This is a genomic window from uncultured Comamonas sp., from assembly GCF_964277875.1.
Lineage (GTDB): Bacteria > Pseudomonadota > Gammaproteobacteria > Burkholderiales > Burkholderiaceae_C > Comamonas > Comamonas sediminis.
On sequence record NZ_CAXYJV010000001.1, the window covers coordinates 153312 to 170210 of the forward strand.

At 63.6% G+C, this 16899-nt stretch carries 16 protein-coding genes; 6 read left to right on the forward strand and 10 right to left on the reverse strand.

The window, feature by feature from the left end:
* Positions 1-15: 15 nt before the first annotated feature.
* The 4 genes from ACHWUQ_RS00705 to rodA form a co-directional block, all read right to left on the reverse strand.
* Positions 16-327: a hypothetical protein gene (locus ACHWUQ_RS00705; protein ID WP_239810696.1), complete on the reverse strand. Its 312-nt coding sequence runs from the start codon at positions 325-327 to the stop codon at positions 16-18.
* Between the two features lie 56 nt (positions 328-383).
* Positions 384-1538, reverse strand: a complete 1155-nt coding sequence (locus ACHWUQ_RS00710) for a 3-deoxy-7-phosphoheptulonate synthase (protein WP_373450519.1) — start codon at positions 1536-1538, stop codon at positions 384-386.
* A gap of 425 nt (positions 1539-1963) precedes the next feature.
* Entirely contained in the window at positions 1964-3454 is a 1491-nt protein-coding gene (gene tldD / locus ACHWUQ_RS00715; protein WP_312529284.1) for a metalloprotease TldD, read from the reverse strand.
* A 146-nt stretch (positions 3455-3600) separates the two neighbouring features.
* The gene (rodA, locus tag ACHWUQ_RS00720; protein WP_312833772.1) at positions 3601-4773 is read right to left on the reverse strand and encodes a rod shape-determining protein RodA; all 1173 of its coding nucleotides are present in this window, start codon (positions 4771-4773) and stop codon (positions 3601-3603) included.
* A 151-nt stretch (positions 4774-4924) separates the two neighbouring features.
* Here rodA and ACHWUQ_RS00725 point away from each other — a divergent pair, with 151 nt between their 5' ends.
* The 6 genes from ACHWUQ_RS00725 (at position 4925) to ruvC (ending at position 10966) form a co-directional block, all read left to right on the forward strand.
* Positions 4925-5515, forward strand: coding sequence for a YqiA/YcfP family alpha/beta fold hydrolase (locus ACHWUQ_RS00725; protein WP_394680052.1), 591 nt, complete (start codon positions 4925-4927; stop codon positions 5513-5515).
* A 104-nt stretch (positions 5516-5619) separates the two neighbouring features.
* Positions 5620-7686 (forward strand): ribonuclease catalytic domain-containing protein, encoded by a 2067-nt coding sequence (locus ACHWUQ_RS00730; RefSeq protein ID WP_239810691.1) that lies wholly within the window; start codon positions 5620-5622, stop codon positions 7684-7686.
* Between the two features lie 9 nt (positions 7687-7695).
* Complete coding sequence (locus ACHWUQ_RS00735; RefSeq protein ID WP_239810690.1) at positions 7696-8568, forward strand: energy transducer TonB; 873 nt, start codon at positions 7696-7698, stop codon at positions 8566-8568.
* A gap of 134 nt (positions 8569-8702) precedes the next feature.
* Positions 8703-9548 (forward strand): shikimate dehydrogenase, encoded by an 846-nt coding sequence (aroE, locus tag ACHWUQ_RS00740; protein WP_394680053.1) that lies wholly within the window; start codon positions 8703-8705, stop codon positions 9546-9548.
* Between the two features lie 47 nt (positions 9549-9595).
* Positions 9596-10384, forward strand: a complete 789-nt coding sequence (locus ACHWUQ_RS00745) for a transglycosylase domain-containing protein (RefSeq protein ID WP_312529275.1) — start codon at positions 9596-9598, stop codon at positions 10382-10384.
* 33 nt (positions 10385-10417) lie between these two features.
* A complete protein-coding gene (gene ruvC / locus ACHWUQ_RS00750; protein ID WP_394680054.1) occupies positions 10418-10966 on the forward strand; it encodes a crossover junction endodeoxyribonuclease RuvC in 549 nt (182 codons plus the stop codon).
* Positions 10967-11217: 251 nt separating this feature from the next.
* Here the strand turns inward: ruvC and ACHWUQ_RS00755 are convergent, their stop codons facing one another.
* The 6 genes from ACHWUQ_RS00755 to ACHWUQ_RS00780 all read right to left on the reverse strand — a co-directional run bounded on the left by ACHWUQ_RS00755 (position 11218) and on the right by ACHWUQ_RS00780 (position 16883).
* Positions 11218-11700 (reverse strand): RcnB family protein, encoded by a 483-nt coding sequence (locus ACHWUQ_RS00755; RefSeq protein WP_312417419.1) that lies wholly within the window; start codon positions 11698-11700, stop codon positions 11218-11220.
* 253 nt (positions 11701-11953) lie between these two features.
* Positions 11954-12130, reverse strand: coding sequence for a hypothetical protein (locus ACHWUQ_RS00760; protein WP_239810686.1), 177 nt, complete (start codon positions 12128-12130; stop codon positions 11954-11956).
* Between the two features lie 14 nt (positions 12131-12144).
* Positions 12145-13068, reverse strand: a complete 924-nt coding sequence (lpxC, locus tag ACHWUQ_RS00765; protein ID WP_394680055.1) for a UDP-3-O-acyl-N-acetylglucosamine deacetylase — start codon at positions 13066-13068, stop codon at positions 12145-12147.
* A 327-nt stretch (positions 13069-13395) separates the two neighbouring features.
* Positions 13396-14643, reverse strand: coding sequence for a cell division protein FtsZ (gene ftsZ, locus ACHWUQ_RS00770; protein ID WP_021026171.1), 1248 nt, complete (start codon positions 14641-14643; stop codon positions 13396-13398).
* Positions 14644-14808: 165 nt separating this feature from the next.
* The gene (gene ftsA, locus ACHWUQ_RS00775; RefSeq protein WP_230770449.1) at positions 14809-16038 is read right to left on the reverse strand and encodes a cell division protein FtsA; all 1230 of its coding nucleotides are present in this window, start codon (positions 16036-16038) and stop codon (positions 14809-14811) included.
* Between the two features lie 59 nt (positions 16039-16097).
* A complete protein-coding gene (locus ACHWUQ_RS00780; RefSeq protein WP_239810684.1) occupies positions 16098-16883 on the reverse strand; it encodes a cell division protein FtsQ/DivIB in 786 nt (261 codons plus the stop codon).
* Positions 16884-16899: the final 16 nt, after the last annotated feature.

Genomic DNA, 16899 nt, shown 5'->3' on the forward strand with positions numbered 1-16899 from the left:
CGGACACCCGAGGGCTCAGAACGAGGCCGTCATCGCCTTGGTATTCACCACCACCGTGGGGCGGCCTACCGCACCCACGCTGGCACGGGCAAACTGGGCCAGCCACTGGGCATCGCCCAGCAACTGCGCGCCGGCCGCCTTGGCAACGACGACGACCTTGTCGACGATCAGCACCTTGCCACTGGCGCGCAATGGCTCGCAGTCCATGCGCAGAAACTCCTGGTCCAGCCAGCGGCGGCCCTCCTCGTTGGACATCGCCTCGTCACTGTCAAAGCCATGGACAAACTCTTGTCCATCCTCGAGCAGAACCCGTACCTCATTGCGCATGACAATCCCTTGTTGGTGGTGCTGAGGGGCAAGCAACGGCCCCCAAAGTCGCCAGCTTACACCGTTGCAGCGGCGGTCTCCTCGGTATTTGCGCGCACCCGGCGCGCCTGCACGGCGTCGGACAGCTCAGCCAGGGTGGCCAACGAATCGTCCCAGCCCAGGCAGGCGTCGGTGATGCTCTTGCCGTATTCCAGGCTGTCCGGGTCGTTCTTGCCCGGGGTGAACTTTTGCGCACCGGCCTGCAGGTGGCTCTCGATCATCACGCCAAACACACTGCGCGAGCCGCCTTCGATCTGCTGCGCGATATCACGCGCGACCTCTTTTTGCTTCTCGTGCTGCTTGCTGCTGTTGGCATGGCTGCAGTCGACCATCAAAGTCGCGGGCAGGTGTGCGGCCTCCAGATCCTTGCAGGCCGCAGCGACGTGGGCGGCATCGTAATTGGGCGTCTTGCCGCCACGCAGAATCACGTGGCAGTTCGTATTGCCCTTGGTGTGCACGATGGCGACCTGGCCATTCTTGTGCACCGACAGGAAGTGGTGCGGGCGGCTGGCCGACTGGATCGCATCAGTGGCGATGCGGATATTGCCATCGGTGCCATTCTTGAAACCCACCGGTGCCGAGATGCCCGAGGCCAGCTCGCGGTGCACCTGGCTTTCGGTGGTGCGCGCGCCAATCGCACCCCAGCTGATCAGGTCGCCAATGTACTGGGGCGAGATCATGTCCAGGAACTCGCTGCCGGCCGGGACGCCCTGGCGGTTGATCTCGATCAGCAGCTGGCGCGCAATGCGCAGGCCTTCGTCGATGCGGTAGCTCTCATCGAGGTAGGGGTCGTTGATCAGGCCCTTCCAGCCGACCGTGGTGCGGGGCTTTTCGAAGTAGACCCGCATGACGATCTCCAACGTGCCTTCGTACTGCTTGCGCACGGCCTTGAGGCGGCGGGCGTATTCCAGCGCAGCCTGCGGATCATGGATCGAGCAAGGGCCGATGATGACCAGCAGGCGGTCATCGGTGCCGGACATGATGTTGTGGATGTTTTGGCGGGTGTTGCTGATCAGCGATTCAACGGGCGTTCCGTTGATGGGGAAGAAGCGGATCAGATGCTCGGGTGGCGGCAGCACAGTAATGTCCTTGATACGTTGGTCGTCGGTTTGGCTGGTTTTCTCGACACCGCGATACCAAGCATCGCTTGTGGGTTGGGCTTGCTGAGTCATCTGAGGATCCTGAATGTGTGGGTGGTTTATGCAACAAAAAACCGCCGGGCTTTGCAGCTTCGGCGGTTGTCTGGGAGGTTTAGGTGCTCGCGCGCTCTTAGACCTCTCGTCCGCCTGGGACAGAGAACCAAAAGTAAAAGGTAAAAGCGCTACGTGCTTGCATGTTTTTCAATGTACCACATCCGCGGGCGGCGTAATTCATCATTCTGTACAAAACGCACAAAAATTGCAAAAATCCCGATTTCTACATTGAAATCACATCAATATATTGCCGATTTGTCGTTATACGCAGTTTTATTGCAACCCTCAGAAAGACACGCTGAAGAAAGATGTCTAAAAACAAACGCCTGCGCGGCAGAAGCCGCGCAGGCGCTGGGTTGCATCTGGCTTTTAGCCGCAGACCATCAAGCGGCTGGCGTGGGCCATCAGGCCGTACCGCCGACTGTCAAACCATCGATGCGCATGGTCGGCTGGCCCACGCCGACTGGCACACTCTGGCCTTCCTTGCCGCAGGTGCCCACGCCACTGTCCAGGCGCATGTCGTTGCCGATCATGCTGACATGCTTGAGGCACTCGGGGCCGCTGCCCACAATGGTGGCGCCCTTGACCGGGTACTGGATCTTGCCGTTTTCCACCCAGTAGGCTTCGCTGGCCGAGAACACAAACTTGCCGCTGGTGATGTCGACCTGGCCGCCACCAAAATTGGTCGCGTACAAGCCCTTTTTTATCGACGCGATGATCTCCTGCGGGTCTTTGTCGCCCCCGAGCATGTAGGTATTGGTCATGCGCGGCATGGGGATGTGGGCATAGCTCTCGCGCCGGCCGTTGCCTGTCGGCTTGACCTTCATCAGGCGTGCATTCATCGCATCCTGGATATAGCCCTTCAGAATGCCGTCCTCGATCAGCACATTGCGCTGCGTGGGCTGGCCTTCGTCGTCCACATTGAGCGAGCCGCGGCGGTCGGCGATCGTGCCGTCGTCCAGCACCGTCACACCCTTGGCCGCCACGCGCTGGCCGATCATGCCGCTGAAGGCGCTCGAGCCCTTGCGGTTGAAGTCACCTTCAAGGCCATGGCCCACCGCCTCATGCAGCAGCACGCCGGGCCAGCCCGGGCCCAGTACCACGGTCATCACACCGGCAGGCGCAGGGCGCGATTCCAGGTTGACCAGCGCCGCCTTGACGGCCTCGTCCACATACTGCTGCACCAGCGCATCGTCAAAATAGGCCAGACCGAAACGGCCACCGCCGCCGGCCGAGCCCACTTCACGGCGGCTCTTGCTCTCGGCAATCACCGTGACCGACAGGCGCACCAGCGGGCGCACATCGGCCGCCAGGGTGCCATCGGCACGGGCCACCAGCACCACATCGTGCTCGGCTGCCAGGCCGGCCATCACCTGCTTGACACGCGGGTCCTTGGCGCGGGCCAGCTTCTCGACCTTCTCCAGCAAGGCCACCTTGGCGTTGCTGTCGAGGCTGGCAATCGGGTCCAGATCCGGGTAGAGCGAGCGGCTCAGTGCAATCTTCCTGCCCGGCACACGCACTTGGCGCGACTGGCTTTGCGCGCCAATGCTGCGCACCGTATGGGCGGCGTCCAACAGCGACGCCAGCGAGATGTCATCCGAATAGGCAAAGGCCGTCTTCTCCCCGGCGACGGCACGCACGCCCACACCTTGGTCGATCGAGAAAGAGCCCGTCTTGACAATGCCCTCTTCCAGGCTCCAGCCTTCGGCCCGGGTGTACTGGAAGTACAGGTCTGCATCGTCCACCTTGTGGGCGCGGATGTCCGCCAGCGCACGCGTGAGGTGGCTTTCATCGAGACCAAAGGGCGTCAGCAGCAGGCTGCGCGCCATCTCCAGTCGTTGTTCGGTGGAAGCCGCCAGCGGCTGGGCCACAGCAAGGTCAAAAGGTGCATTCATAACGGAGATTTTAGGGCTTGCGCAATGGCCGTGGGCCCATGCGTTGATTTGTGGCGGCCAGCAACGCAGCCGCTGCCTCCCCAGCATCTGCGGCTGACGGGGGTATTTTCAATGGCGGAGCCCCTGGCACCCCTGCCCAAAGGGGCTCACAGGCGCGGCGCCTGCTCCCGCGCCAACTGGCGCTGCGATCTGGCGACCGACATCAGGATGCCCAGCGCCAGCCCCAGGGTGACCATGGCCGTGCCCCCGTAGCTGACGAAGGGCAAGGGGACGCCCACCACCGGCAGGATGCCACTGACCATGCCCATGTTGACAAAGGCATAGGTGAAAAAGATCATCGCCACCGCACCGGCCATCAGGCGGCCAAACAAGGTCGGCGCGCGCATCGCAATGGCCAGCCCGCGCCAGACCAGCAGCAGAAAGAAAAAGATCAGCAGCAGGTTGCCGGCAAGACCGAACTCTTCGGAAAACGCAGCAAAGATGAAGTCGGTGGTGCGCTCGGGAATGAACTCCAGATGGGTCTGCGTGCCTGCCATGAAACCCTTGCCCATGAAGCCCCCCGAGCCAATCGCGATCATCCCCTGGATGATGTGAAATCCCTTGCCCAGCGGATCCCGGGTCGGGTCCAGCAAGGTACAAACGCGCTGGCGCTGGTATTCATGCAGCACCACCAGGTCCATGCCGTCTTCGCACAGGTGGTGGCCATAGATGGCGATCAGCAGCAGCCCGACCACGCCCACCAGCACCGGCGGGATGATCAGCTTCCACGACAGGCCGGCAAAATAGATCACCGCCAGGCCGGCGGCCATGACCAGCAAGGAGGTCCCCAAATCCGGCTGTTTCATGATCAGCCCAACGGGGATGATGAGAATCGCAAACGCGACGACAAAGTCGGCCGGGCGCAAGGCCCCTTCGCGGCGCTGGAACCACCAGGCCAGCATCAGCGGCATCGCAATCTTCAGCAGCTCACTGGGCTGGATGACAATGCCCAGGTTCACCCAGCGCTGCGCGCCTTTCTTGGTGATACCGAACAGGGCCACCGCAACCAGCAACGCAACGCCCAAGCCATACAACGGCAATGCAAAGCTGGCCAGCCGGTGCGGAGGGATCTGCGAGACCACCAACAAGATGCCCAGCGCCAGCAGCATGTTGCGGCCATGGTCGGAAAAGCGGCTGCCATGGTCGAATCCGGCGGAATACATGGCCGTCAGTCCGATGGCGGCCAGCATGCCGATGATGAAGATCAGTGGCCAGTCATAACCGCGCAGCATCGGCAACAGACGCTGGAACAGATTCGGTTTATCAAGAACTTCGGACATGGCCGCCATTATCCCTGCTTGGCACAGAACGCCCGAAAGCGCTAGCGGTAAAGACCGGTTTTACATGTGTCACCCGAACCACATCCATTCAACAAAACAACTAAGGTTGTCAATGCCTTAGCGGTGGCGGTCTGCGCGCTATCATTTGTGCATGACGACCACCCACTTGCTCTATCTGCACGGCTTTCGCTCCTCCCCCCAATCGGCCAAGGCCCAGCGCCTGCAGCGCCATATAGCAGACACCCGCCCGCATGTCGTGTGGTGCGCACCACAGCTGCCCCCTTCGCCCCGGCAGGCGGCCGATCTGCTGCTGGAGACCACCCGCAGCTGGGCCGGCCTGCCTCCCGAGAGCCTGGCAGTCGTCGGCTCCTCGCTCGGCGGCTTCTATGCCAGCTGGGTGGCCCAGCAGTTGCGCTGCAAGAGCGTGATGATCAACCCGTCGACAACGCCCTGGGTCACGCTCGAGCAGCACCTGGGCGAGCAAACCGCCTGGCACAAGCCGGAGGAATCTTTCTTCTTCCGTCCGGAATACCTGGACGAGCTGCAGGCGCTGAATGTCGGCGGCCAGCCCCCGGCCGCTGCCCAGCTGCTGATCGCTGCGATGGGTGACGAGGTGCTGCACTGGCAGGACATGGTGGCGCGCTACCCTGCCGCACAGCTGCTGCTGGACGAGGGCAGCGACCACGCGCTGTCCAACTTTGAGAGCTACCTGCCGCAGATCGACAAGTTCCTGGGCTGGTAAAACCCGCGCCGGCTGGCCCGCCCGCAGGGGGCCGGCCAGAACCCCCACGCAAAAAAACCTGCGGCCGCGCCCCGGGACCATCCCGCATGGGAAAATGCGCGGTTATGTATGCACTGTTCGACGACGCTGGCAAATTTCTGGCCGGCCGTATCCTCTCCGAAGCTGAAAGCTCTGCACAAATTGAACTGGACTCCGGCAAACGGGTCAAGGTCAAGGCCGCGAACCTGCTTCTCAAATTTGACAAGCCCACGCCTGCCGAGCTGATCGCACAGGCGCAAACCCTGTCGGACGACATCGACCCCCAGCTCGCCTGGGAGTTTGCGCCCGAGCAGGAGTTTGGCTTTGCCGACCTGGCACGCGACTACTTCTCCGAGAACGCCTCGATCACCGAACAGGTGGCCGCGCTCTTCAAACTGTTCGAGGCACCGCACTACTTCCGCCGCGCGGGCAAGGGCCGCTTCAAGAAGGCGCCGGCCGAGATCGTGCAGCAAGCGCTGGCCGCGATCGAGAAAAAGGCCCAGCTCCAGGCGCAGATCGACGCCTGGGCGGTCGAGCTCGTCAATGGCCAGTGCCCGGCCCCGGTGCAGCAGCAGCTCTACAAGATCCTGTTCCGCCCCGACAAGAACGCGCCGGAGTACAAGGCGGTCGTCGAGGCCAGCCGCAAGGCGCAGCTGGCACCGCTGGCGCTGCTGCAAAAGGCCGGCGCCATCGATTCGTCCTACCAGTTCCACTGGCAGCGCTTCCTGTTTGACAACTTTCCCAAGGGCACGGGCTTTCCCGCGGTCACGGCGCCGCTGCCACCGGCCGATTTGCCGCTGGCCACGGTGGAGGCCTACTCCATCGACGATTCGGCCACGACCGAAATCGACGATGCGCTGTCGGTACAGGGCCTGGGCTCTGGCCAGGTGATCGTCGGCGTGCACATTGCCGCGCCTGGTCTGGCGATCGAGCCCGGCTCGGCGCTCGACCACCTGGGCCGCAGCCGCTACTCCACCGTCTACATGCCGGGCTACAAGGTCACGATGCTGCCCGACGAAGTGGTGCAGATCTACACGCTGGATGAAGGCCGCGCCAACCCGGCAGTGTCGCTCTACGTCACCTATGACGAAGCAACGCTGGAAGTGCTGAACAAGGAAACGCGCCTGGAGCGCGTGCCCGTCGTCACCAACTTCCGCTACGACAAGCTCGACCATATCGCCACCGAAGCCTGGCTGACTGATCCGGCGCTGCAGGTCGAAGACACGCCCCAGTCCCTGCTGGACAAGCGCGCCGAGCTGAGCTTTCTCTACCGCCTCTCGCGCCACCTCAAGGCGGGCCGCGAAGAGGTGCGCGGCAAGCCCGAGAACTTCAACCGCCCCGACTACAACTTCCGCCTGCAAGGCCATGGCGACCAGGTGCCCGACGGCACCGAGACCGTGCAGATCTCCGTGCGCAAGCGCGGCGCACCGCTCGATTTGATCGTGGCGGAAGCAGCCATCGTCGCCAACAGCAGCTGGGGCCAGTTGCTGGCCGACTATGGTGTGCCCGGTATCTACCGCAGCCAGGCCAGTCTGGCACCGGGCATCAAGGTGCGCATGTCCACCAAGGCGCTGCCGCACGCGGGCATTGGCGTCAAGAGCTATGTCTGGGCCACCTCGCCGCTGCGCCGCTACACCGACCTGGTCAACCAGTGGCAAATCATTGCCTGTGCCCGCCACGGCGCCACCGCTGCCCTGGTTGCACCGTTCAAGCCCAAGGATGCGGAGCTGTTCTCGATCATCAGCGGCTTTGACGCCGCCTACAGTGCCTACAACGGCTACCAGGCCGGCATGGAGCGCTACTGGACCCTGAAGTACCTGACCCAGAACCACATCAGTGACCTCACCGCAACAGTTATGAAGGAAGGCCCGGCGGGCAGCATGCTGGTGCGCGCAGATGAACTACCATTGGTGTTTCCGGTGCTGGGTGCGCAGAGTCTGCCGCGTGGTGCCCAGGTCCGGGTCAAGCTCGGCGAGATCGACGAGATCACGCTGGATGTGACAGGAACGGTGCTGGAGAGACTGGACGACGAACAGGCCAACCAGGCCGAGACAGAGTCGCCAGAAGACGAGGAGGAGGCTGTGGCTGGGCCCATCGCAATCGCGGTGGACATGAGCGACGGTGAGGACGCGGCGACCACAAAAACCGATTAACCCGGAACCGTGAAGTTTTTGCAATTTCTTCGATCGCTGTCCACGCTGCAACTGGCGCTGGCCGTGTCTGTGCTGGTGCACGCTGCCATCCTGAGCATCCGCTTTGTCGACCCCCAGGCCTTTGACCGGGTGTTCGAGGACACCCCGCTCGAAGTGATTCTGGTCAACGCCAAGTCCAACGACGCGCCTCCTGACAAGGCCCAGGCCGTCGCCCAGGCCAACCTGGCCGGCGGCGGCGAATCGGCCAACAGCCAGGAGCGCGCCACCAGCCCCATGCCCTACTCGGCCATCACCAACATGGGGGATGACTTTGAAGAGCGCCAGCGCCAGCTCGATGCGATGCAGGCGCAGCAGATGCAGCTGCTCGCCGACCTGCGCAACCAGCTGGCCCAGTACCAGCCGCCCGATACGCGCAAGGCCAGCGCAACGCAGGCCGACATCGAGCAGGAAGAAAAGCACAAGCAGCTGCTCAAGATGCTGGCCGAGATCGAAAAGCGCATCCACGAAGAAAACGCCCGCCCCAAGAAGCGCTACATCAGCCCCGCCACGCGTGAAGAGGTGTTTGCCATCTACTACGACCAGCTGCGCCGCAAGGTCGAGGACCGGGGTACCAGCAATTTCCCCGAAGCCGGTGGCCGCAAGCTTTATGGCGAGCTGGTGATGATCATGACCGTCAACCATGACGGCCGCGTGCTGGGCACCGAGGTCTACAAAAGCTCGGGCAACCAGCAGCTGGACCGCCGGGCCGAGGCCATTGCCGTCAGCAGCGGGCCTTTTGGCCACTTCGGGCCCGCGCTGCGCGCCAAGGCCGACCAGATTGCCGTGGTCTCCAAATTCCGCTTCACCCGCGAGCAGACATTGGAAACGGCCAATTTGCAGTAAAGTGGCAGGCGCTTGAGCGGCATCCTGACAGGCGTCGACAGGTCGCCACGGTATCCCCAAGCGCATGCCCTTTTTATGCGATGCGCGGCCAGCGTCCTCAATGCGCAGCCGCCATGGCCCAGGCCCCTACCACCATGCCCCTTCCAGACCGCTATTGCGTGATGGGCAACCCGATTGCCCACAGCCGCTCCCCCCGCATCCACACGCTGTTTGCACAGCTGACCGACCAGGCGCTGGTCTATGAGGCCGAGCTGGTGGCGCTGGACGAATTTGACGCGGCCCTGCGCCAGCTGGTGCAAACAGGCACCCGCGGCATGAATGTGACCGTGCCCTTCAAGCTGGACGCCGCACGCCTGGCCGACAGCCGCAGCGACCGGGTGCGCCGCGCGGGCGCAGCCAACACCCTGGTGGTGGGCGCAGATGGCCGCGTCCATGCGGACAACACCGATGGCCTGGGCCTGGTGGCCGACATCGTGCGCAATGCGGGTGTGGCACTGGCCCGCCAACGCGTGCTGCTGCTGGGTGCCGGCGGCGCCGCTGCCGGTGCGCTGGCACCGCTGATCGCACAGGCACCGGCGCTGCTCGTGGTCTGCAACCGCACCCATGCCAAGGCCCAGGATCTGGTGGCCCAGCATGCCGACCTGGTCCAGAACTCGGCCACCCAGTTGCTGGCGTTGGAAGCCGGCGCACTCGAAGGCCCCTTCGACGTGGTGATCAACGCCACTGCCAGCAGCCTGCAGGGCGCGGCCATTCCGGTGGCTGGCCATGTGCTGCGCCCCGGCGCGCTGGCCTACGACATGATGTACGGCCCCGCTGCCCAGCCCTTTTTGCAATGGGCCGCGCAACACGGTGCCCAGGGCCGCGATGGCCTGGGCATGCTGGTCGAGCAGGCGGCCGAAGCCTTTGCGCTGTGGCGCGGCATGCGCCCTCCGTCGCAGCCCGTGCTGGCGCAGCTGCGCAGCGAACTGGACGCCCACTGAGCGCAAGCGCCGATGCCCACCCACTTTCTTCCCGGCAGGCCCCATCCATGAAAGCGATTGCGCGCTGGATCGGATGGGCGCTGCTGCTGGGCATCGCGCTGCAGCTGTTCTTCATCGCACGCATCGCGGTGATGGCCAGCGTGGATCCGGCCTCCACCGCCTTCGAGCGCAGCGAAGCCTGGCGCCAGCTGCGCCAGGACGGGCAGCTGCACTGGCGCCAGCAATGGCGGCCTTTGGCGCAGATATCGCAAAACCTGCAGCGCGCCGTGATCGCTTCCGAGGACGACGACTTTGTCAACCACGACGGCGTGCTCTGGGATGCGATTGAAAAGGCCCGCGCGCGCAATGCCAAGGCCATGGAGCGTGCCGAGCAGCGCCAGGAAAAAGCGGTGGCACGCGCCCAGGCCCAGGCTGAGCGGCGCGGTGAGGCTTTTGACCCGAGCTCGGTGCAAGCGGGCCCGCCGGTCAAGATCATGGGCGGCTCCACCATCACCCAGCAGCTGGCCAAGAACCTGCTGCTGTCGTCCGAGCGCAGCCTGCTGCGCAAAGGCCAGGAGCTGCTGCTGACCTACAGCCTGGAGTTCCTGCTGACCAAGCAGCGCATTCTGGAGCTGTACCTGAACCATGCCGAATGGGGCGATGGCATCTTTGGCGCCGAGGCCGCTGCGCAGCGCTACTTTGGCAAATCGGCCGCCCAGTTGAATGCTTACGAGGCAGCGCGCCTGGCCGTCATGCTGCCCAACCCCAAGGGCGCGGACAAGAACCCCAACTCCGCCTACCTGAACCGCCGCACCGCCACCATTGCTGCACGCATGCGCTATGCTGAGCTCCCCTGACCGGCGACACCTTCGCTACCCCTTTTGAACCGCATGAGAATCCTCGGTATCGATCCTGGCCTGCAGACCACCGGCTTTGGCGTCATCGACGTCGATGGCCAGCGCCTGTCCTATGTGGCCAGCGGCACCATCCGCACCACCACGCTGAACCTGGGCGACCTGCCCGGCCGCTTGAAGATGATCTTTGACGGTATCTGCGAAGTCAGCCAGCGCTACCACCCGGACATGGCCTCGGTGGAAATCGTGTTCGTCAATGTCAATCCCCAATCAACCCTGCTGCTGGGCCAGGCCCGGGGCTGCGCGCTGACGGCGCTGGTGTCGCAAAACCTGCCGGTTGCCGAGTACACGGCGCTGCAGATGAAAAAGGCCGTGGTCGGCCATGGTCGTGCCGCCAAGAACCAGATCCAGGAGATGGTGCGCCGCCTGCTGCAGCTGCCGGGCCTGCCCGGCACCGATGCGGCCGATGCGCTGGGCCTGGCCATTACCCACGCCCATGCCGGTCTGGCGATGGCGCGCGTGGCCGAGGCCAGCCCCCTGCAGCGCCGCCAGCACGCGATGTACAAGGCCGGGCGCAGCTACTAGCGGAGACGGCCCCAGCCAGAGCGGCCCGGCAACCCTCACCGCCCGCAGCGCGCAGGCAAAAAAAAACCTGTGCATCGCTAGCGTGCACAGGTCTGGCCGGCTACAGGCTCCTTATGCGTGGATCCGTGCGCTCCGTGAAGCAGCGCTCGGCATAAGGTGCAACCACCAAAGTAAGCTTTGGAGTAAGGCGCCCTCTAAAGGTTCGTTGATGGCGCCATGCAAACCCTCAATTATCGCGACTTCGCAGCGCCTCAATAACCATTGATGACAATATTGGCGATCAACCCGGTGCCAATGGCGATCAGCAGGTAGTCACCGCCATACTGGATCCATTGGTAGCCACGGGGTGGTGCACTGAGGCGGTGGCCGCGCCAGTCACCGACGACATAGCTATAGCCCCGGTACGGAGCTGGCACATAGCCGCCGCGGTACCAGTCGTTGCGCGGACCTACGCCACGGCCACGGTCTGGAACGACCACGACGCGGGGAGGCGGACGGTGGTCATGGCGGTAGTCCCGGCGCTGCTCATGGTAGCGGCGGTCCCGCTCCCGTTCGCGCTCCCAGCGGCGGTGATCGCCGTGGCCACGGCGGTCATCGCGCTGGTAATGGCGGTCACCATGGCGGCCATCAGGCTGGGCCTGTACGGGCGCACTGAAGGCCAGCGCACCGGCCAATGCCAGGGCCAGGCTGCCCAGGCCTGCCAGGCGGCTGAAACGGCTTTGGTGGTTGATCATGACGGAATCCTTTCAGGTGAACCAGCAGTGGCTGGTGCGAGCGGCAAGGTGCCCCCATGGAGGTTTAACGCCCTTCAGCGCGCCACCGTTTACCCGCCGAGGGCGCACAGGCACCGCCGGCGCCCTTTGTAAAGTTGGGGAGGATGGGAAAACCGCATGGGCAGAGGGCTGGGGCGGGAATGCACGCGCCTGCTGCCGCCCGGGGTTTACCGCACTTTACCTGTCGCGCACCTGCAAAAAACGGCCTGCGGCCTCAGACCATGCGGCCCACAAAGAGCACAGCAAAGAAGGCCAGGCCCGCGACGACGGTCCATTTGATCAGCAGCAGCGACCACTGCCGGTAGCGGCGCTGGCCCGTGCCCAGGTAAAAGCAAAAGCTGAGGGCCGCCAGCAGCACCAGCAGCATGAAGACCCAGCGGAACAGCAGCATCGGTGCCAGCCGCCTTACCAGGCCAGCGCAGACTGGGCGAAGCCCTGCGGGGCTTCACGCACATGGTCGAAGGTGACGATGTCCCAGGCATCCTGGCGCTGCATCAGCTCGCGCAGCAGCAGGTTGTTGAGGCCATGGCCCGAGCGGAACGCGCTGTAGGCGGCCAGCAAGGGATAGCCCACGATGTACAGGTCACCAATGGCATCGAGGATCTTGTGTTTGACGAACTCGTCGTCATAGCGCAAGCCGTCGCTGTTGAGCACCTTGTAATCGTCCATCACGATGGCATTGTCCAGGCCACCGCCCAGCGCCAGACCGTTGGAGCGCAGCATCTCCACATCCTTGGTAAAACCGAAGGTGCGGGCCCGGGCGATATCGCGGCTGTAGTTGCCGATGCCCAGGTCGAACTCATAGGTCTGGCCGGTGGAATCCACCGCCGGGTGCGAGAAATCAATCTCGAAGCGCAGCTTGTAGCCATGGTAGGGGTCCAGGCGCGCCCACTTTTCGGCAGCGCCCTCGCCCTGGCGGATCTCGACCGGCTTGGTCAGCCGCAAAAAGCGCTTGGCCGCATTCTGCAGCTCAATGCCAGCGCTCTGCAGCAAAAACACAAAGGAGGCGGACGAGCCGTCGAGGATCGGGATCTCCTCGGCCGTCACGTCGATATAGAGGTTGTCGATGCCCAGGCCGGCGCAGGCCGACATCACATGCTCGACCGTATGGATGCGCACATCGCCCTTGCCCAGGGTCGAAGCCATACGGGTGTCCACCACCGCTTCGGCGTTGACCGGGATATCCACCGGCTCGGGCAGGTCGACCCGGCGAAACACAATGCCCGTATTGGGCTGGGCCGGGCGCAGGGTGAGCTCGACCCGCTGGCCGCTGTGCAGGCCCACGCCGACGGCACGGGTTAAAGACTTGATGGTTCGTTGCTGGAGCATAACTTGTTGATTTTACGCCGTACGTCCACTCGGGACGCGTAAATATGTCAATCACCCAGATAGCGCAAGCCTTGTAGGACAAACACTTGCCTTGTCGGCCAATCTGTGCACAACGCCGCCCATGCAGTAACTGCCACGGCAGGCGGCGGACAGCGAACAACCACGCAGCCCTATAAGAACCTGTTCAAACACTGTCGCGGCGCGAGAAGACTTTAAACAGGTTTTAAATAACAACGCGCTGAACCCCCGAAAGGTTTCAGCGCGTCGTATTCAAAGCCGGTCCATCTCAAGGTCTGGACCGGCTTTTGCAAAAGCCCTGCAAGGCAATCAATCCGCCTGCTTGCGCAGGAACGCAGGGATCTCCAGGTCTTCCATGCCGCTCGACGACATCGCATCGACGCGGGCCGAAGCCGCATTGCGGCCCGTGCGCCAGACCGATGGGGTCTTCTTGTCGGCAAAGTCGTTGGCAAAGGCATTCCCCATCGGCACCGCATTTTGCACACCCAGGCCCGAGACGGGGCTGTTGACCGACTGGGGCGTGTAGGCGATATCGTCGGTACCGGTACGCAGACCGGCGCTGCCCTGGATCACCGAGATCGGCTGGCGCTTGGCCACGGGACGCGACAGGCCAGTGGCCAGCACGGTCACGCGGATCTCGTCGCCCAGCGTCTCGTCGTAAGCCGCGCCGAAGATCACGTGCGACTCTGGCGAGGCGTAGGCATTGATGGTGCTCATCGCCTGGCGCGATTCGGCCAGCTTCAGGCTGCCCTTGGTCGCGGTCACCAGCACCAGGATGCCCTTGGCACCCGACAGATCGATGCCTTCCAGCAGCGGGCAGGCAACGGCTTGTTCCGCCGCGATGCGTGCACGGTCCGGGCCGCTGGCCGTTGCCGTACCCATCATCGCCTTGCCGGGCTCGCTCATCACGGTCTTCACGTCGGCAAAGTCGACGTTGATGTAGCCGTGGTCGTTGATGATCTCGGAGATGCCGCCCACGGCGTTCTTCAGCACATCGTTGGCATGCGCAAAGGCCTGGTCCTGGGTGATGTCATCGCCCAGCACATCGAGCAGCTTTTCGTTGAGCACCACGATCAGCGAGTCGACATTGGCCTCGAGCTCGCTCAGGCCGCCATCGGCATTGGACATGCGGCGCTTGCCTTCCCATTCGAAAGGCTTGGTCACCACGCCCACGGTCAGGATGCCCATCTCCTTGGCCACGCGAGCGATCACCGGCGCAGCGCCGGTGCCGGTGCCACCCCCCATGCCGGCAGTGATGAACAGCATGTGCGAGCCCACGATCGCAGCGCGGATGTCTTCGATCGCGGATTCGGCAGCCTCGCGGCCGTTCTCAGGCTTGCTGCCCGCGCCCAGGCCGGTTTCACCCAGCTGGATCACGCGGTGGGCATGGCAACGCTCCAGCGCTTGCGCATCGGTGTTGGCCGAAATGAATTCGACACCTTGCACGCTGTTGGCGATCATGTGCTCGACCGCATTGCCGCCACCGCCACCGACGCCGATCACCTTGATCTGGGTGCCTTGGTTGAATGTGTTGCCTTCATACATTTCGATGGTCATTGCCTGCTCCTCTCGCTCTCGCGTCAACATGAGAAAAATGGGTTACGAATAATTCACTCTTTAATGAACATTGGTTGCTTGGTGGCCCTTTAGGTCTCCAAGGGTCATACCCTTTGAGCCTTGAAGGGCTGCTTTGCGCCAGCCAACAAGTGGTGTCATGCATGGTTAAAAGTTCCCCACAATAAAGTCCTTCAAACGCCCAAATGCCGATTTCACCGAACCGGACTTCTGGGCCACCTTGTAGCCACGCATGCGGGCCATGCGGGCCTCTTCCAGCAGGCCCATGACGGTGGCAGCACGGGGCTGCGCCACCATCTCGGCCAGGGTGCCGGAATACTTCGGAATGCCGCGCCGCACCGGCTTGAGGAAGATGTCTTCCCCCAGCTCGACCATGCCCGGCATCACCGCGCTGCCGCCGGTGAGCACAATGCCCGACGACAGCACCTCCTCATAACCAGACTCGCGGATGACTTGCTGCACCAGCGAGAAAATTTCTTCGACGCGCGGCTCGATCACGCCCGCCAGCGCCTGCTTGCTCAACAGGCGCGGGCCCCGGTCACCCAGACCGGGCACATCCACCTGCGTATCGGGATCGGCCAGCAGCTGCTTGGCGCAGCCGCTCTCGACCTTGATGTCCTCGGCATCCTTGGTCGGCGTGCGCAGCGCCATCGCGATGTCGCTGGTGATCAGGTCACCGGCAATCGGGATCACCGCCGTATGGCGGATCGCGCCACCGGTGAAGATCGACACATCGGTGGTGCCCGCGCCGATATCGACCACGGCCACACCCAGTTCGCGCTCGTCATCGGTCAGCACCGCCTGGCTGGAGGCCAGCGGGTTGAGCAGCAGCTGCTCCACCTCCAGGCCGCAGCGGCGTACGCATTTGATGATGTTCTCGGCTGCGCTCTGCGCGCCGGTCACGATGTGGATCTTGGACTCCAGGCGCAGGCCGCTCATGCCGATGGGCTCGCGCACATCCTGGCCGTCGATCGCGAACTCCTGCGGCTCCACCAGCAGCAGGCGCTGGTCCGAAGGGATGTTGATCGCCTTGGCGGTGTCCAGCACGCGTGCCACATCGGCGGCCGAGACTTCCTTGTCCTTGACGGCCACCATGCCGCTGGAATTGATGCCACGGATATGGCTGCCGGTGATGCCGGTGTAGACCCGCTGGATGTTCAGGTCGGCCATCAGCTCGGCCTCCTTGAGCGCCTGCTGGATGCTCTGCACCGTGGCATCGATGTTCACCACCACACCGCGCTTGAGCCCGTTGCTGGGCGCAACGCCCAGCCCGGCCAGCTTGAGCTCGCCATTGCCCAGCACCTCGGCGACGACCACCATGATCTTGGCGGTGCCGATGTCCAGGCCGACTACCACGTCTTTGCTATCTCGCGCCATAGTCAGTTGCCCTCGCTGATCAAGTGATTGGTATGGTTCATGTTTCGCATCTCTGTGTTCTATTTTTTGACTGGCGCCCGGCCCGATGTCGGGGTACCCGTGGTCACCCCCTGCATGCGTACCGCATAGCCCCCGGCATGGCGCAGATCCGCCGACGTCAGCGATGCCACGCTGCGCCTGTAGGTACCGGTGACTTCAGGCAAAGATTCAACAAATTTACGTACCCGCTCGCTCAGGACCTCCTCCCGGCCCTGGCCCATCTCGATGACCGCGCCGGACTGCAAGGTGGCCTTCCAGCTGCCGCTGTTCGACTCCGCCAGCGCCACCAGCGCGTTGTCCAGCTTGGCGTAGATCGGCGCCAGCGCCCGGAACATGGCCAGCACCTCTTGCGAGCGGCCTGCCGGGCCCGACAAGTGCGGCAGATGCAGCAGATCCGGGTCGGTGGAATCGCCCTCGAACATCTGGCCTTCGCTGTTGAGCAGGCGGGACTCGCCTTCGGCGCCCCAGATCGCGGCCGCGTCCTGCTCGGTGATCGTCACCGCCAAGGTGCTCGGAAACTCGCGCTTGATCCGCGCCTGGCGCACCCAGGGCGCCTGCTCGAAGATGCGGCGTGTCTCATCCAGGTCCATCGTGAAGAAGTTGCCCTTGAGCGATGGCATCACATTGGCCTGCAGCGACACCGCGCTGTTGTGCTCCATCTCGCCCTGCACCACGATGCGTGCAATGCTCAGCGCCGGATGGTGGATGGCCCAGCGCACCCCTGCCAGCACCAGCAACGCGCCGCAGCCGAGGAACAATGCCGTGGCCAGCATGTTCATCAGCTTGACGTCGAAGGGGACTGGCATGGTCTGCTCCATGGAT

What these genes read in the sequence shown, in the direction of transcription:
- aroE (WP_394680053.1), top strand. Translation starts at nt 8,703, where the DNA reads ATGCCCCTTCCAGACCGCTATTGCGTGATGGGCAACCCGATTGCCCAC.
- rodA (WP_312833772.1), bottom strand. Translation starts at nt 4,773, where the DNA reads ATGTCCGAAGTTCTTGATAAACCGAATCTGTTCCAGCGTCTGTTGCCG.
- ACHWUQ_RS00725 (WP_394680052.1), top strand. Translation starts at nt 4,925, where the DNA reads ATGACGACCACCCACTTGCTCTATCTGCACGGCTTTCGCTCCTCCCCC.
- tldD (WP_312529284.1), bottom strand. Translation starts at nt 3,454, where the DNA reads ATGAATGCACCTTTTGACCTTGCTGTGGCCCAGCCGCTGGCGGCTTCC.
- ACHWUQ_RS00710 (WP_373450519.1), bottom strand. Translation starts at nt 1,538, where the DNA reads ATGACTCAGCAAGCCCAACCCACAAGCGATGCTTGGTATCGCGGTGTC.
- ACHWUQ_RS00745 (WP_312529275.1), top strand. Translation starts at nt 9,596, where the DNA reads ATGAAAGCGATTGCGCGCTGGATCGGATGGGCGCTGCTGCTGGGCATC.
- ftsA (WP_230770449.1), bottom strand. Translation starts at nt 16,038, where the DNA reads ATGGCGCGAGATAGCAAAGACGTGGTAGTCGGCCTGGACATCGGCACC.
- ACHWUQ_RS00760 (WP_239810686.1), bottom strand. Translation starts at nt 12,130, where the DNA reads ATGCTGCTGTTCCGCTGGGTCTTCATGCTGCTGGTGCTGCTGGCGGCC.
- ftsZ (WP_021026171.1), bottom strand. Translation starts at nt 14,643, where the DNA reads ATGACCATCGAAATGTATGAAGGCAACACATTCAACCAAGGCACCCAG.
- ACHWUQ_RS00755 (WP_312417419.1), bottom strand. Translation starts at nt 11,700, where the DNA reads ATGATCAACCACCAAAGCCGTTTCAGCCGCCTGGCAGGCCTGGGCAGC.
- ruvC (WP_394680054.1), top strand. Translation starts at nt 10,418, where the DNA reads ATGAGAATCCTCGGTATCGATCCTGGCCTGCAGACCACCGGCTTTGGC.
- ACHWUQ_RS00730 (WP_239810691.1), top strand. Translation starts at nt 5,620, where the DNA reads ATGTATGCACTGTTCGACGACGCTGGCAAATTTCTGGCCGGCCGTATC.
- ACHWUQ_RS00780 (WP_239810684.1), bottom strand. Translation starts at nt 16,883, where the DNA reads ATGCCAGTCCCCTTCGACGTCAAGCTGATGAACATGCTGGCCACGGCA.
- ACHWUQ_RS00705 (WP_239810696.1), bottom strand. Translation starts at nt 327, where the DNA reads ATGCGCAATGAGGTACGGGTTCTGCTCGAGGATGGACAAGAGTTTGTC.
- lpxC (WP_394680055.1), bottom strand. Translation starts at nt 13,068, where the DNA reads ATGCTCCAGCAACGAACCATCAAGTCTTTAACCCGTGCCGTCGGCGTG.